We start from the raw sequence: 16,296 nt of genomic DNA on the forward strand, positions 1-16,296 counted from the left end.
CTTTCAAATAAAAGGAGTTCAAATTATGGCAAGCAATTCAAAATCAAGTGTCGAAAAACGGCTTTCTAAGGGTATTTTGCCTTGGAATGAACGCTTAAGTTATGGTGCCAGCGATTTTGCCTGTAGTTTCACCTTTAGCTTAATCGGTACTTATTTAATGTATTTTTATACGGATGTATTTGGCATCACCGCTGCGGCAGTTGGTACTTTGATGCTTGTCGCCCGTGTAATTGATGCCTTTGATGGTCCCTTTTGGGGGATTATGATTGATCATACCCATAGCAAATGGGGACGTAGTCGTCCGTTCTTACTATGGTTCAATGCCCCGTTTACGATATTTACGATTCTATGTTTTACAACGCCTGATCTCCCTATGAATTGGAAAATCGTATGGGCCTATGTTACTTATATTGGTATCGGCGTCTTGTACTCTGCCGTTAACATTCCACTAACTTCTATCCTACCGAGCATGACGATCAATCCTGATGAACGTGTTCTTTTATCAACGATCCGCTCTCTTTGTTCTAACTTCGGTGGTACCCTAATTTCGGTTATTGCATTACCACTCGTCACGCTATTTGGCGGCGGTGATAATCCAAGAAGAGGTTTCTTCTTAGTTGCTGTCATGGCCGCTCTAGTCTTCTTTGTTATCTATCTTGTTGTTTTCGCCAATTTGCGCGAACGTGTCCAAACACTTGAATCACAAAAGCCACTCCCTATTAAAAAATCACTGAAAGCATTAAAAAGAAACTGGCCTTGGTTGATTGTTATTGGCTTAAACTTTGTCTACTGGCTAGGCATGCAAACCAAAGGACAAGTCACCATTTATTTCTTTAAATACAACTTGGATCGACCTGAATTAGTATCATTTGCCCTACTATTTAATGCTATTGGTTTAGTTTCTGTTTTCTTAACGCCTTATGTTGTCATGAAATTGGGCAAGAAGAAGACACTGCTAGCTGGGCTCGCTATTAGTATTGTAGGCCAACTCATATTAGGTCTTGGTGCACAAATTCTTAATATTCCAATTGTCATCGTCGGTACTATCGTTGGTAACTTCGGTAATGGCTTCATCGGTGCCTTAATTGCCGTACTATTAGCAGATGCTGTTGACTATGGTGAATGGAAAAACGGTGTGCGTGCTGAAGGTATCGTCACGTCAGCCTCAAGTTTCACAGCCAAATTTGGTATGGGTATCGGCGGTGCCATCACTGGATTACTCTTATCTATGGGACACTACATCCCCAATAAGAGCCAATCACCAGCTGCATTATTTGCCATTGAAGCCAACTATGTCTGGGTGCCAATGCTCGCATTAGTTCTATCCCTCATCCTTATTCTCTTCTATAGCTTGACACCAGCTAAAGAAAAGGAAATGATGGCCGCTCTAACTCAAAAGCATGCTCGTGAAAACCAAACAAATTAATTAACAATAAGGAGAGCTTTATTGATGAATGAAGATAATTTAAAAATCGATCCTAATGAATTTGCAATGAATATTATTAGTCATTCAGTACGTGATCCCAATCTAACCAATCAACGTTTTATTAAACACCAACTGACGTTATACTTGGAGGCTTACTATCTCATTAAGGACTTTAATCAACTGGAAATAAATCAACTTGAGAGTATGAAACAAAAGCAAATATCAGATTTATTTGATAAAATGTTATCTGGAAGGTTTCAACCTTAAGATTAGAAAGGCGCTTTATAATAGAGTGCCTTTTTGTATAGAAAAATGCGGGGTAAAGCAATTGGCAAATATGAATGATGTTTCAAGAGTTGCGGGTGTTTCACGTGGAACAGTTTCAAATTATATTAACGGGCGCAGTGTTCGACCCAATACAAAACTCAAAATCGAAAATGCCATCAAAACATTAAATTATGTTCCCAACGCAACCGCTCGCGCATTAAAAACAAATCGTTCCAATTATGTAGTGTGGATTATTCCTACCGTTAATTCTCCCTTTTTTTCCGAGCTAAGCTATCATATGCAAATTGCACTGGATGCTCTTGGTTATAAAATGATTTTATGCAATTCAAACAGTCAGGCATCAAAGGAAATGGCCTACATTGAAATGGCTAAAACACAAAAAGTCGCGGGTATTATTACCATGTCTTATGCAGATATTAGCCATCTCGTATCGCCAGATATCCCATTAGTTGCAATTGAAAATCGTGTAACCCAAAATTTTCCACTCATTATCTCTGATAACTATCAAGGTGGTTTCATCGCTGCTGAGCAACTTTATCAGCGTGGTGCGCGTCGATTACTCTTTATTTCTAAAACCCCGGTGGTCGGTGTGTCTGCTTTGCGTGAAAAAGGTTTCAAAGATTTTTGTCAGCAAAATCATATCCATTATCATCGCTTTATTGCTTCCGATTCAGTTCAGTTCATTGATGACTTCGAACAATTCATAAACAGCAATATTACTTATAAAAGTTTTAACTATGATGGTATTTTTTCGGATTCGGATGAATATGCTAGCGATTTCTGGCATCTATTATTACAACATCATATTGCCGTACCTGCTGATGTTCAAATTATCGGGTTTGATGCTGCTAAAATTTACGCTCGCCAGCAGCCTATGTTATCTTCAATTCGCCAACCGATTGAAAAAATTGTTCATATAGCAGTGCAACAGCTCCAATATCAATTGTCTAAGCCCAATACCAAATCATCTCTAGTTAAGCCAATTATTCTACCCGTAACGTTTATCGAAGGCATGACAACAAAATAATTATCCGTAAACATGCAGCTGTATCTTTACAGATAGCTCACAAAAAACACCCATTAGTATTTACTCTTAAAAATACTAATGGGTGTTTTTATTTTTCTGTACAATATCTAAACATGAGCTAAATAAACCAAACAAATTTTATCATACTCTAGCCAAAATGATCACATGCGAGGTCAATACTATCATTTACCATCACTTAATTTTTTTGCGATTAACTCCAAATTTTGATTAATTTGTTCTAACGGATCAGAGCCTTTATCATCAGAAACTTTGGCCCAAGCTGCAATAATGACGCCTACTAGTGATCCAATTGTTATCCATATTTCTTCTTCACTGATATTAGAATATTTTTTAGATAATAATTGAACCGCTAGTGGCATCTGTTTCAACACTTTTTGCAATATTGCTGAACGTGTATCTGGCTCTACATTTAGAGTTTCAAACCATCTTTGATAATTTTTCTGTAAATCCGTACCACCCATCATGTTCTGTTCTTTTAATAAGTCGGTTAGTACTTGAACCAGTTCTTTATCCGCTGGTTGTTGATTGATCCACTCATCTATTGGTACACTATTATATCCAATAACCAAGAGGTCTTGTTTTCTTGGAAAAATACGAAATAAAGTACGACGAGAGATGCCACTTCGATCAGCAATTTCTGTCATGGTTGTTTCTGTATATCCTTTTTCTGTAAATAATTGATTTGCAATCTTAATAATTTTTTGTTTGCGATTTTCTTCAGCCATTATCTACCGCCCAAATTAAAAGTCTATTTTGTAAGAAGTATACAGGCTAAATAGCATTATTGCAAAATGCCTAACTTTTTATATTTTTCGGCATACAAATGAGCGTAACCAATACGCCAAAAGCAGATACCACCAAACAAATTAAAAATACTTGTGATGTTCCCATTATAAAACTTGTTTTAACAGAATGTAATAAATCACGTGCATTATTTTGCATGCTGTTTAATTGATGAAGTTTACTTTGATACAGTGTACTTGATATTTGATGATTATTAAACATATTTTCAAGCTGTTGTTTAGATACTATTATTGTTTTTTGAATCTTAGTAGCCACTGCTATGCCTTGGGTAATCCCCTCGTTAATAACATCCTTTAAATGATGTGATAATCCATTAATCTTAACATGATGCTTATAGGTAGTGCTCAGCACTGTCCCTAAAATTGCTACCCCCATCGTACTACCAACTTGTTTAAATGTATTGAGTACTGATGAGCCAATACCTGCTTTATTGGGAGATAATTGGCTTAATCCCAACCCCATTAGTTTAGGTAATGCTAAACCAATGCCTAAGCCTGCAATGGTCGATACAAGAGCAACATATCCATAACCAGAACGAATTGTTATTAACATGCCAAGTCCGCTAGCGATTCCGGCAAAAACAAAGCCAATGCCAACTAAATTTCTATCACTTAAATGTAATTTATCGCCTAATACCGCTGCCACTAATAATCCCAATATTAATGGTAATAGTCGAATACCTGTTGCTTGCGGACCTACACCCTCAATATTTTGGAAAAACTGTGGTAATACAAATATTAAACCAAACATAATAAAGGTGAACATGAAAATCAATACAACGCTAGAGCTAAAAATTCGATCTTTAAATAGACTCATATCAATTAATGCATACTTAGCCTTAAGTTGCCAAGCAACAAAAATGACCATAATAATGACACCGCCAATTAATGAAATTAATACACCATTGTCTGACCATGAATATTCACTGGCTCGAATTACACCATAGGTAAATCCTCCTAACCCTATACTAGATAAGATAATACCCAACCAATCGATATTGGTCTTTGTTTTATTTTGAATATTGGGCATTAAGAATATAGTTACAATAATAGCTAAAATAGCAATCGGAACAGCAATATAAAAAATTGAATTCCAATTAAAATTTTCTAGTAACCAACCACCCAAAATTGGGCCTAATGGTAAACCAATTGTAGCCGAAGCAACTAAGACTGTGGTGGCTGTTTGTTGCTCATCTTTTTTAAATAGTGTAGGAATTATTGACATACTAGCTGGTGTCATTAACGCTGCACCAACTGCTAGTATAAATCTAGCACCAATCAACATTTCTGGCGTAGTGGATAATGCACACGTAAGAGATGCTACACCAAAAATCATAAATGATAGAATAATCGAAATTTTCTGCCCAAATCTGTCTACAATTAATCCAGCTGGCAACAAAAGGACTGCAAGAACCAAATTGTATCCATCTACAAACCATTGTAATTGAGAACTGCTAGCACCTAACTTATTGGCTAAGGTTGGTAAGGCAATATTTAAACTCGTAGCATCAATACCAATCATTAAACTACCTAATGTTAAAGAAATCAACACCAACCATTTCTTCTTGATCTTCATATTTCTTCCTCCTTATATGACACTTAGTGCCACAAAAAAGATTACATTTTTTGGCACTCGATGTCAATAGAGAAATAAATTAGTTTTAATTAATGAATAAAAATTTATTTATTTCAATATAAAAAACCTCTTGAATAATATCCAAGAGGTTTTTATATTACTTTTTTATTTAGAACAACACTTTAATCAGCACAATCGCTAAGATAACTTGAAATACAGCGGTAACCAATCCATACGTTAAGAACTTGCTACCTGACTTCTTAATAGTATCAATTTTGAGATTCAAACCAATTCCTGCTAAATTAACAACACCAAAGAAACCAGCGATTTCTTTAGCACCGGAAGTAACAACACTCGGCACACTCACAAAACTATTAATGAGCAAAAAGATAATAAAGCATGTTACGAACCAAGGCACTTGCAAACCATGCTTATGTGTTATTTCAGGTGTACCTGCCATTCTTGACTTTTTTTGAGCTGTTCGGGCGAAAACCAAAACAACAACTGTCAAAAGAATGACACGTAACATTTTGAACAGTGTCGCGTAGGTTACCACAGTAGGATTAATCAAAGCAGCTGTTCCAACAACTTGACCAACAGACTGAACAATACCACCGACCAAAGCACCCAATAGTAGATTATTATTTCCCAAAATTTGTGGTCCTAATACAGGCAAAACTAACAAAAGTACAACACCGGCTAAACTAACCGTTGCAACTGTTGTTCGACGTTGATCATCAGTAGCGCCGATAACAGGTGCTACTGATGCAATTGCACTTGAACCACAAACAGCATTTCCAGCTCCCATTAACATGGCTGCTTGGTTCGATACTTTAAAGATACGACCACCCATATAAAGTACGACTACGATTGTCAATGTCATTTGAATCAAAATAAACAATATACCATTAATACCTAGGCTCTCAATTGTTTTTAGCGTAACAGTCAATCCCATTAGCGCAATACCAACTTCGATTGGATATTTTTCAGCCCACTTCATCCCTGGTGCAAAAGAGGCACGACTTAGTACAGTATTCCCTAATATAATTCCCAACAACATTGCAATGGCTTCAGCCCCTAATGATGGTAAGAATGGCGATAATAATTTGGCAATTGCCGATAAAATTAAGGTCGCAATAATACCACTTATCATATTCGATTTAATTTTCATCACATTTCTACTCTCCACAGTTGATAAAGTTAGTTTAAGATGTTTATAATCATTTGTAAAATAAATTTTTTAAATACTTTCTATTAAATAAGGTAATAATTATGTTTAAACTACTTGAAACATTCATCACTGTCTTTGAAACCCGTAATTTTTCCAAAGCAGCGACCCAACTTTTTATTTCACAGCCCACTGTCAGCGTTCATATTCATCAATTGGAAAGCGAATTAGGGACAGCGTTATTCACTCGTAATGGTCGTACTGAAATCATACCGACTGAACAGGCCAAACAATTCTATCCCCAAGCACTTACAATTATTGATGAATGGGCGGCTGCGCAGCATGCCATTACGCAACACAATAATCAGCGTGTGATTTTTAGAATTGCTGCATCACATACAACAGCAATTAGTTTTTTACCTCAAGTATTAAAATTTTTAATGCCAAAAATTGATACATTAGATATTCATGTTGAAATGCAAAATTCCGAACGTGTTTTGGAAGACGTCAGCCAACATAAAATTGATCTTGGTCTCATTGAAAAGCCAATTACAGCTGATAACGTCATGCGCCAAATTGCAATGCATGATCAATTAGTGTTAGCAGGTTATTCTGATCAAGCATTATGGTTAATCCGTGAAACGGGATCTGGTGTCTATCATTACACTCAACAATACTTTAAAATTCACAACATCGTACCAAAGCACAGTATTACTGTCGCTAGTAATGATACAATTATTGCTTTACTTCAGTCAGGCATCGGTCAATCTATTATTTCTGAAAAAGTACTACCATCAAATATTCCCTCTACACCGTTAAGTGAAGAATTTAAACGTGATTTTTATCTCATTTCACCACAACACACCGAAGATCAAACAGTCCGCACTGTCTTGCAAGATATTTGGTCTCACTTTAAACCGTAAAATTAAATTACACATGTAATCTTTTCTAACATCAAAGCTAGTGTTTTGTTCTCATTGTATTTAAGATAAGAACTAGATTCTCTTAAAGGAGTGTGAATAAATATGCAGGTCAAAAATGAGAAGTGGATCGCTGGTAATATCATTAAAGGCTCCTTAGGTAATTTAGTCGAATGGTTCGACTGGTACATCTATGCTTCCTTTTCCGTTTATTTTTCTGGTGCTTTTTTCCCTAGCCATGATCAAACAGTGACATTACTTAGCGCTGCAGCTGTATTTGCCGTTGGTTTCTTAATGCGTCCCTTTGGTAGCTTTATCATGGGTAAATATGCAGACCAACGCGGTCGACGTGCCGCATTAACATTATCCGTCGTCATCATGGCCGGCGGTTCCTTAATCATTGCACTAACACCAACATATGCCACGATAGGTATATGGTCCCCAATCATTTTGATTCTCACGCGCCTCCTTCAAGGTATTTCCTTAGGTGGTGAATACGGTACTTCAGCTACCTATCTTTCTGAAATGGCAAGCCCTAAACGTCGCGGTTTCTATGCGTCCTTCCAGTATGTCACTTTAATTAGTGGTCAATTACTTGCCCTACTGGTTCAAATTGTTTTACAATTTACCTTCACAGATGGTCAACTTCATGAATGGGCTTGGCGTATTCCTTTCATTATTGGTGCCCTAGGTGCGGTTATTGTTCTTTACCTTAGGCTGTCCATGGCAGAATCCACACAATTCGAAAATGCTGCTAAGAAAAAAGGCCAAAAAGGAACACTGCATCAATTAGCAAAATATCCTAAACAAGTGATTACCGTTGTTGGTTTAACGCTAGGTGGTACTATTGCCTTTTATACTTACACAACATACATGCAAAAATTCATGATCAACACACTACATCTCCCCGCTCAACGTGTGACTTGGATTAACTTCTTTGCCTTATTTATTTTCATGATTCTACAACCTGTCTTCGGCTTATTATCAGATAAAATTGGTCGTAAGCCTCTCCTTTATTGGTTTGGTATTTTGGGCACCTTACTCACTGTGCCAATATTTGAGGGCCTTCAAATATTAGCCAGCCCCTTATGGTCATTCTTCTTAATGCTAGCCGGGCTATTAATTGTAAGTGGTTATACATCAATCAATGCCATCGTTAAAGCAGAACTATTTCCAACTGAAGTTCGTGCACTTGGTGTTGGTTTTCCTTACGGCTTAACCGTCGCAATTTTTGGTGGTACCGTTGAATATGTTGCCCTATGGCTTAAAGATAATAACCATGAAAATCTATTTTTCTATTACGTATCCGCTGCAATTTTGATTAGTTTGATTGTTTACGCACGAATGTTAGAAACGTCTAAAAATTCACATCTTGATAAGTAAACACAAAAAAGCACTCCTCGAAGTGCTTTTTTATTTTATCTACCAACCATACGTATGCATTCCGATTGCTAGCTATTTAAATCGGTGGCATATCATGAATGTTTCACGTGAAACTATTCAGTTGCAAAAACTACCTGCCCATTTTCAAAATTCGAAATACGCGCTAGCGATACAACATCGATACCTTGCGCATCTAATATAGCGCGCCCCTTTTGAAAGGCCTTTTCGATAACAATGCCAACACCAACAACATAAGTACCAGCTTGATGACTGATATCCAATAATCCTGAAATTGCTTGCCCATTAGCTAAAAAATCATCTATCAATAAAATATTTTCCCCACGATTTAAAAAACGATGATCAATCATAATGTGATTGGTTGTCTGTTTAGTAAAGGAATACACATCTGCTGTATACACGTCATCAGGTAAGGTTAAGGATTTATTTTTTCGGGCAAAAATCACCGGTACATGTAAGGCTAAACCAGTAAACAATGCTGGTGCGATACCAGACGATTCAACTGTCACAACTTTATCAATTTTATATTTAGCAAATGCTTGCGCAAACGCTTCACCTAAATCTTGCATGAGTTCAGGATCCACTTGATGATTTAAAAATGTATCCACTTTTAAAATATCATCCCCTAAGACACGACCATCCTTTTGAATACGCTGTTCCAATAATTTCATATGTTACGATACTACCTTTCTCTTTTTACTGCTTATCCAGATGCCGCATATGATTAAAACAAGGATTGCTGATTATTTTCTAAAAAAGCCTGAGCGCCATAAGATGAATGTGGTCACACCCATCAAGAAAATAGTAATACCAATTGTAATTAACCAGCTATATCGTTCAGATGCCCACGGTAAAGCAACGTTTTCACCGTAAAATCCCCCAACAATTGTTGGCATCGTTAAAATAATAGAATATACAGTGAGCATTTTCATCGTCCAGTTCAATTCCTGATTACTTAAATAACCATAAGCATCACTAACGGAGTTAATCACATCCATTGCTAAATCAGCCATTGTTTTAGCTTGATCCACTTCAACCAGTACATCATCGATATGCTCAAGTGTTTTGGCCGTCACTTGTGTACTAAAGTCGGCACGAAAATTCTTCAGCATTGCTGCATTATTAGCCAAGGAGTTTTGTAAATAAATGAGTCGTGTCTTTAACTGTACAAGTTCTTCTAAACGTGCCCATTTTTGATGTTTTTCGCTAATACGCGCTTGTACAATGCGCCTTTTGCGATTAATCTCGACAATATTATTGATATACTCTGTCACTAATTGATACAAGCCAGAAAATATCAAATCAACAGCATCTTCTTTATCAACACCACTGCCGTCGATAAAGGCTTGACGCACATGTGCTGTATGCTCATGTGCAAAAGTATATATAGACCGATGTTCTGGCATAATCATTATGCCAATCGGTTGAGTTGCGACTTGCATGAGATCAGTATGATCCGTAATAACGTCAAAAACCATTAAAATCTCGTCGGCCTGCACATCATACTCGACACGAACGCTTTCATTATGGTCAATCGCATAATTAATCATTTCCTCAGTTAATTCGTAGTCATCAACAAGTTGACGGCGGTCATGTGGCGTCAATCCAACAATATGAAACCAAGTATAGTCTTTTGTTTGTTTTAAAATTTCAATCATATTACTCCATTAAACGACATTTTTACTTCATTGGATCACGATAGGTTATGTTAGGCGGTACAGCCAACGTTGAATGACGTACTGGTACCATCCCCTCACGTTCATAAAATTTTTGTGCACGTTGATTAGCAACCACCACTTTAAGTTCAAGTGGTTGCTCAACGCGCTGTCTTGCAGACGTTAAAAGCATTTTACCAATACCTCGGCCATGCCACTCCTCTTTAATAAATAATAAATGCAAAAAATTTTCATTTATATTTAAAGATGAAAAGCCGACAATCTCATGATTAATTTCTGCAACTTCAATATTTTCTCCAATAATTGCGGTATAAAAATCATCTAATCTCGGCTGTTTAAGCCAATGAAAATGATACTGACGGCTAACTAAATAAATACGCGCAAGTGCGGCCAAATCTTCTGGTTGCACTGCGCGTAAAATTAAGTGTGATAAAATATGCTTATTTGTCGAAAAATCGTTTTGATTGTTCATTGACATTGCCCTTTGCCGTTTTATCAGTATTCCAAAATGGCACAATCACTTTACCATTAACATGTTTCTTTTCAACGAAGCCAAATGTTCGACTGTCATTGGAAACTGATCGATGATCACCTAAAACAAAGTAGCTATTCTTAGGCACAACACTTTGATTCCGATCTTTAGCTTGCCAAGTATTGCTCTTTGACAAGGTTGTTAATGACCAATCTCCCCATGTACCACTACTACGTTCGGTCAGACCGATGTAATCTTGATCAACTAACTTTCCGTTAACATAGAGATTTGATCCCTTATGTTCCACACGATCACCACTAACACCAATAACGCGCTTCACATAATCTTTATGATCACTTTTATTATTAGGATCTTCGTGTCTTGCATCGAATACAATCACATCCCCACGTTTAATATTGGCCTTGCGGCTTTCAATAACAAATTGATTATTAACCAAGTTAGGTTCCATTGACGGTCCCTTAACTCTTACTGTGACAAACCAAAATTGAATAATATATGCAATAAGTAAACCAATTGCTATGGGAATAACCCAATTTTTAATAAATTTCATGTGTACACCTCTTACATAGTATCAATTATAACAGTTTTTCAAAATATACTCTGAAATAAAAAATCAGGTACACACTGTACCTGATTTTTTATTTTGTTATTTTTTACGACTACGCTTAGCTTTCGCAATTTTACGTTGCATCCTCTTTTCGGCTGCTAACTTAATTTCGCGTTCACGCTTAATCTTAAATGGATTCTGGTAAACCAATGTCTGTGCTGTTTGAAAAGCATTAGACACCACCCAGTATAGTGACAAAGCACTTGGCACTGCTAGCGCTGAGAAAAATATGACAACTGGGAAAATATACGGCATAAATTTCGTAACGCCACTTTGATCTGGATTAGATTGCATTGATAACCACGATGAAGCAAAAGTAAACACTGCAGCTAATATTGGCAAAATAAAGTACGGATCACGATTACCTAATGCTAACCATAAAAATTCACCTGAACGTAATTCTTGAGAACTTGATATCGCTTGATATAAAGCAATCAAAATCGGCATCTGCACAATTAATGGTAAGAATGACGCAAATGGATTAACGCCAGCTTCTTTATATAAGGCTTGCTGTTCGGCCATCATCAATTGACGACTTTCAGTATCTTTACCCGGATATTTAGCTTGCAATGCTTTTAGTTTTGGCTGGACAACTTGCATCTTCATCATTGAGCCAATAGAGAATACCATCAACGGCAAAATCAATAACCGGACCATAATGGTGAAAACAACAATTCCCCAACCATAATTAGACCCAAACCAATGCGCCATTCCAAGTATAGAACTTGTAAAGGCTGCAACAAACGCGTTCCATATGTTATTACTGGCAATGTGTCCATCATAGGTTACTGCAGCAATAATCATAATGATCAATGCTATAACTGCAATAACAATGGGCACTACGCCAATCTTCTTTAAAATAGATTGCAATTTTTTCACAAATTTTCTCCCTATGACCACGCGGTTACGCGTCACTTGCTAATACATTTGCAAGTTTTAAGACATGTACAATCTGTTGTTTTACAAAATGTTGATCTTGATGAGCAATTGCAGGTCTTGCAATAACCAATAGATCAAGTTCGTTTGGTATGAGTGGTTTTAATTCCAGCAGACTTTGACGTATTCGGCGTTTTACCCAAACACGATCATGCGCCTTCCCTATCTTTTTACTAACAGATAGACCCAACCGAAAATGTTTTTGACCAGGTTTATGTAATTGATAAACAATAAAATATTTATTTGCAACCGAATGATGCTTGTTAAAGACCATCTGGAATTCTTCCGGCTTTTTTATTCGAAATGTTTTACGCATAGCTATCTCCAGAGTTCACATTAACTTAAAATAAAAAGGCCACTGCATTGCAGCGACCAACTTAGGCAGATAATACCTTACGGCCCTTTGCACGACGGCGAGCCAATACTTTACGACCGTTGCTCGTGCTCATGCGCTTACGGAATCCGTGTACGCGTTCACGATGACGCTTCTTTGGTTGGTATGTACGCTTCATGTGTATTCACCTCCATTCGCGATTTTTTCCTGCAAAAACTTTGCAATTCGGATTTAATAATACCACGAATCTGTTTGAATGTCTACTTTCTATGAATAATAACCTAATATTTGGTTATGGAATGAAACATATACCCAATTTAAGGTGCCTTAAGACTTTCTTAACTATTCACAAGATTATCCCAAAGAGCCCACAGCCATGTGTATAGGATCACTTTAATTTAATATTATAAACATCGATGCTAACAAGTTATCCACATATCCACAGGGTGTTTGTCCCTAATTGTGGATAATGTGTATAACAACCTCATAAGGTGTCCTTTCAAACAAGAAGGAGTGGAAAACCTTGTTAGCTTGTGGATAACCCACACATTTGTTCGTCTTAGTATGCACATCTGTTGATTTTCGTTTCCCACAACTGGGGATATTCTCAATTATTGTCGTTTACCTGTGGAAAACTGTTTTCATCCTTGTTATAATAAGTTTTGCTTAACTGTTCAGTTTGGATAGTTTAGCGTGTCATCCATGAGCGTTTTTCAAAAAAACACCGTGAATCACGCTTGCAAGCACTTTTTTGTGTTTGCTCACACGCTTTGAAGGAGATTTTTCGTGACGAAACCAATTACAAAAGAAGAATTATGGTCTCAAGTCAAAGCCAAATTTTATCAAGAACTTGGCCCAGTTTCATTTGAATCGTTTATCGAGCCACTGCACCCCATTAAATTAGATGATTCTAGTTTCGTATTTGAGGTACCAGAAGAAGATAGCGCCGACATCATTGAAAATTGGAATAAAGCTTTTGCCATGAATTTTGTCCAATATGCTGTTGAAATTACTGAAGGTTCTTTTATTAAACCAGAAATTAAAATTGCACAGCCTCAAGCTATAAAACAAGAAATCCCAGATAACCCAGCATTCCGACGAGAATCTGATTTAAATGAACATTTTACCTTTGAATCTTGGGTTGTTGGTTCTGGTAATGAACAGGCAACAGCGATTGCTCGTGCTGTTGCTGAAGAACCAGGAACAAATTGGAATCCTTATTTAATCTTTGGTGGTGTCGGCTTAGGTAAGACTCATTTAATGCAAGCCATCGGCAACGAATATGCCAAAACGCATCCCCAAGCACGTATTAAATACGCCACTACCGAAGATTTTACTAACGATTTTACCGACTCACTTAGAGCAGGTGAAGGTGCAACTGCGACATTCAAGCGTGACTACCGCACTGTTGATTTACTACTCATTGATGATATTCAATTTTTGTCTGGTAAAGACAAAATTCAAGAAGAATTCTTCAATACATTTAATGCCTTAACTAAAACAGGGCGTCAAATCGTGATGACGTCCGATCAATTACCAAAAAATATTCCTGATTTACAACAGCGTTTAACGACCCGGTTTGAAGCTGGTATCTCAATGGATATTTTAAAACCTGATCTTCCAACACGTGTTGCTATTCTACAAAATAAAGCAGAAACTGATGGTCTCAATATTCCTCGCGATGTTTTGGAATTAATTGCCGAAAAAGTTGATAATAACGTACGTTCGCTAGAAGGGGCCTTTCACAAATTTGAAGCAACATTACGCTTTATGAATAAACCCGCAACAAAAGAAACCGCCCAACAAATACTAGGTGATTTAAATATTAATCAAGGTTTTGATATTACTGTGGAACGTATTCAACAAATTGTAGCGGACTATTATATGCAAACAATTGATGATTTAAAAAGTAGTAGTCGCAAAAAAGATCTTGTTAATGCGCGTCATATTGCAATGTATTTAACGCGTACACTGACTAACGAATCATTACCAGATATTGGTCGCTCATTTGGTGGCCGTGACCATTCTTCAGTATTACATGCAACAAATAAAATAACCGAAAAATCTGAAGCAGATCCACGGATGAAAGAAATGTTGGATGCTTTGACTGATGAAATTAAGAATGGTAAATAACTAAAGCGTATAATAATAGAGAGTAAAACGTATTGTTTATAACTCAGTAAACATGTGCTTGCTTTTCCACAGCCTTGTGAACAAGTCAAAGTTATATGTTTGTTATTCACATTGTACTTTCCCACAAGATTCACAGCCCTTATTATTACTACTAGATTATTTAATCTAATTATTTAATAACTATGCACTGCTATTTGAAGGAGCCATCATGCATTTTTCAATCAATCGTCAAAATTTTATAAAATCATTAAATGCTGTATCTCGTGCAATTTCATCACGGACAACAATTCCAATTTTGACTAATATCAAAATCGAAGTATCTGATACTCAACTCACTTTAACTGGATCCAATGCAGATATTTCAATTCAAACACGTATTCTTGATTCGGATACAACAGCAGAATTAATCATTAAAGAAACGGGAGGTATTACATTACCGGCTACTTTCTTTAGTAACATCATTAAACGTTTACCAGCAGATACTTTTGAATTGAAATTAGAAGGCTTACGCGCTGCCATTACATCAGGTGCTTCATCTTTTACTATTAATGGTCAAGATATCCAAAACTATCCACAATTACCTGAAGTTGAAGACGCAGAGAGTTTAAGTGTTTCTGCAGCTCAATTGACAGACATTATTTCGCAAACAATTATTTCAGCTTCTACCCAAGAAAGTCGGCCAATTCTTACAGGTGTTCATTTTCAACTGACAGGTGATAGTGTTAAATCAGTAACAACAGATTCTCATCGTTTGTCACAGCGAATTGTGACGTTAACAGGCGCAGATGCACAAGTGAATGCGGATGTGATTGTACCAGCAAAATCATTTAAAGAATTGGGTGCAATGTTGGAAGGACAGGACCGTGTTGTCATTAAATTAACAGCTAATCAAGCTGTATTTGATTTAGGGAACACGACATTCTATTCACGACTACTGGAAGGGAACTATCCAGAAACAGATCGTTTGATTCCAACTGAAAGTACAACTGAACTTATGATTAATGCGATGACATTATTGGGTGCTATTGATCGTGCTGCTTTGTTGAGTCATGAGAGTCGTAATAATGTTGTGCAATTAACAATGAAAGATAATACTGCTGTTCTATCAGGTATGTCTCAAGAAATTGGACAAGTCAAAGAAGCCCTAGATGCTAAGAAAGTTGAAGGGGATGATTTAGAAATTTCATTTAATCCAGATTATGTACGAGATGCATTACGCGTATTTCACGATAAGGAAGTTGAATTACAATTCACGAGTAATTTACGACCATTTACAATTACGCCAGCTGGAGAAACAGATAATAAACAGTTACAACTTATTACACCAGTGCGTACATTTTAATTCACTGCATTTTGCTTATTTTTTATTTAAAAGCCAAATAACGCGTTAGGACTTATTTGAACCTAAGTAAGCCAGTACGGTCTAAAATTGCTTAAATTAGATTTTAGACCGTATTTTTTTGTTTTTAAGTTTAAAAAACGGTATA

The 16,296-nt window shown here is 36.6% G+C and carries 17 protein-coding genes; 7 read left to right on the forward strand and 10 right to left on the reverse strand.

Annotated elements, in window-relative coordinates; all coding sequences use genetic code 11:
* The first annotated feature begins 25 nt into the window (after positions 1–25).
* The 3 genes from C5L23_RS00285 (at position 26) to C5L23_RS00295 (ending at position 2,741) form a co-directional block, all read left to right on the forward strand.
* Positions 26–1,426: a glycoside-pentoside-hexuronide (GPH):cation symporter gene (locus C5L23_RS00285; protein ID WP_133264126.1), complete on the forward strand. Its 1,401-nt coding sequence runs from the start codon at positions 26–28 to the stop codon at positions 1,424–1,426.
* A gap of 24 nt (positions 1,427–1,450) precedes the next feature.
* Positions 1,451–1,693, forward strand: a complete 243-nt coding sequence (locus C5L23_RS00290) for a hypothetical protein (RefSeq protein ID WP_010006848.1) — start codon at positions 1,451–1,453, stop codon at positions 1,691–1,693.
* Between the two features lie 70 nt (positions 1,694–1,763).
* On the forward strand, positions 1,764–2,741 hold the full coding sequence (locus C5L23_RS00295; RefSeq protein WP_029508580.1) for a LacI family DNA-binding transcriptional regulator: 978 nt from the start codon (positions 1,764–1,766) through the stop codon (positions 2,739–2,741).
* 182 nt (positions 2,742–2,923) lie between these two features.
* On the opposite strand, the gene C5L23_RS00300 is transcribed toward C5L23_RS00295, so the two are convergent.
* The 3 genes from C5L23_RS00300 to C5L23_RS00310 all read right to left on the reverse strand — a co-directional run bounded on the left by C5L23_RS00300 (position 2,924) and on the right by C5L23_RS00310 (position 6,312).
* Complete coding sequence (locus C5L23_RS00300; protein ID WP_133264127.1) at positions 2,924–3,487, reverse strand: TetR/AcrR family transcriptional regulator; 564 nt, start codon at positions 3,485–3,487, stop codon at positions 2,924–2,926.
* A gap of 70 nt (positions 3,488–3,557) precedes the next feature.
* Positions 3,558–5,141: a DHA2 family efflux MFS transporter permease subunit gene (locus C5L23_RS00305; RefSeq protein ID WP_010006851.1), complete on the reverse strand. Its 1,584-nt coding sequence runs from the start codon at positions 5,139–5,141 to the stop codon at positions 3,558–3,560.
* A gap of 169 nt (positions 5,142–5,310) precedes the next feature.
* Positions 5,311–6,312, reverse strand: coding sequence for a YeiH family protein (locus tag C5L23_RS00310; RefSeq protein WP_133264137.1), 1,002 nt, complete (start codon positions 6,310–6,312; stop codon positions 5,311–5,313).
* A 101-nt stretch (positions 6,313–6,413) separates the two neighbouring features.
* Here C5L23_RS00310 and C5L23_RS00315 point away from each other — a divergent pair, with 101 nt between their 5' ends.
* Entirely contained in the window at positions 6,414–7,232 is an 819-nt protein-coding gene (locus C5L23_RS00315; RefSeq protein ID WP_133264128.1) for a LysR family transcriptional regulator, read from the forward strand.
* Between the two features lie 102 nt (positions 7,233–7,334).
* Positions 7,335–8,612 (forward strand): MFS transporter, encoded by a 1,278-nt coding sequence (locus tag C5L23_RS00320; RefSeq protein WP_010006853.1) that lies wholly within the window; start codon positions 7,335–7,337, stop codon positions 8,610–8,612.
* Between the two features lie 113 nt (positions 8,613–8,725).
* On the opposite strand, the gene C5L23_RS00325 is transcribed toward C5L23_RS00320, so the two are convergent.
* The 7 genes from C5L23_RS00325 to rpmH form a co-directional block, all read right to left on the reverse strand.
* Positions 8,726–9,301 carry a xanthine phosphoribosyltransferase gene (locus C5L23_RS00325; RefSeq protein ID WP_133264129.1) on the reverse strand — a complete coding sequence of 192 codons (576 nt, stop codon included), beginning with the start codon at positions 9,299–9,301 and terminating at the stop codon, positions 8,726–8,728.
* A gap of 72 nt (positions 9,302–9,373) precedes the next feature.
* On the reverse strand, positions 9,374–10,288 hold the full coding sequence (locus C5L23_RS00330) for a magnesium transporter CorA family protein (protein WP_010006856.1): 915 nt from the start codon (positions 10,286–10,288) through the stop codon (positions 9,374–9,376).
* 22 nt (positions 10,289–10,310) lie between these two features.
* Positions 10,311–10,778, reverse strand: a complete 468-nt coding sequence (locus tag C5L23_RS00335) for a GNAT family N-acetyltransferase (RefSeq protein WP_010006857.1) — start codon at positions 10,776–10,778, stop codon at positions 10,311–10,313.
* Positions 10,747–11,349, reverse strand: a complete 603-nt coding sequence (lepB, locus tag C5L23_RS00340) for a signal peptidase I (protein WP_010006858.1) — start codon at positions 11,347–11,349, stop codon at positions 10,747–10,749. The genes C5L23_RS00335 and lepB overlap by 32 nt, the downstream gene beginning before the upstream one ends.
* Positions 11,350–11,445: 96 nt before the next feature.
* Positions 11,446–12,285: a YidC/Oxa1 family membrane protein insertase gene (locus C5L23_RS00345; RefSeq protein ID WP_010006859.1), complete on the reverse strand. Its 840-nt coding sequence runs from the start codon at positions 12,283–12,285 to the stop codon at positions 11,446–11,448.
* Between the two features lie 25 nt (positions 12,286–12,310).
* A complete protein-coding gene (gene rnpA / locus C5L23_RS00350) occupies positions 12,311–12,658 on the reverse strand; it encodes a ribonuclease P protein component (protein WP_010006860.1) in 348 nt (115 codons plus the stop codon).
* A 61-nt stretch (positions 12,659–12,719) separates the two neighbouring features.
* On the reverse strand, positions 12,720–12,860 hold the full coding sequence (gene rpmH, locus C5L23_RS00355) for a 50S ribosomal protein L34 (RefSeq protein ID WP_216761525.1): 141 nt from the start codon (positions 12,858–12,860) through the stop codon (positions 12,720–12,722).
* Positions 12,861–13,462: 602 nt separating this feature from the next.
* On the opposite strand from rpmH, the gene dnaA reads away from it, so the two are divergent.
* Together dnaA and dnaN are read left to right on the forward strand one after the other, a co-directional pair.
* A complete protein-coding gene (gene dnaA / locus C5L23_RS00360; RefSeq protein WP_010006861.1) occupies positions 13,463–14,809 on the forward strand; it encodes a chromosomal replication initiator protein DnaA in 1,347 nt (448 codons plus the stop codon).
* Between the two features lie 208 nt (positions 14,810–15,017).
* Positions 15,018–16,151, forward strand: a complete 1,134-nt coding sequence (dnaN, locus tag C5L23_RS00365) for a DNA polymerase III subunit beta (protein WP_010006863.1) — start codon at positions 15,018–15,020, stop codon at positions 16,149–16,151.
* Positions 16,152–16,296 lie beyond the last annotated feature (145 nt).

It is taken from the genome of Leuconostoc fallax, from assembly GCF_004354645.1.
Lineage (GTDB): Bacteria > Bacillota > Bacilli > Lactobacillales > Lactobacillaceae > Leuconostoc_B > Leuconostoc_B fallax.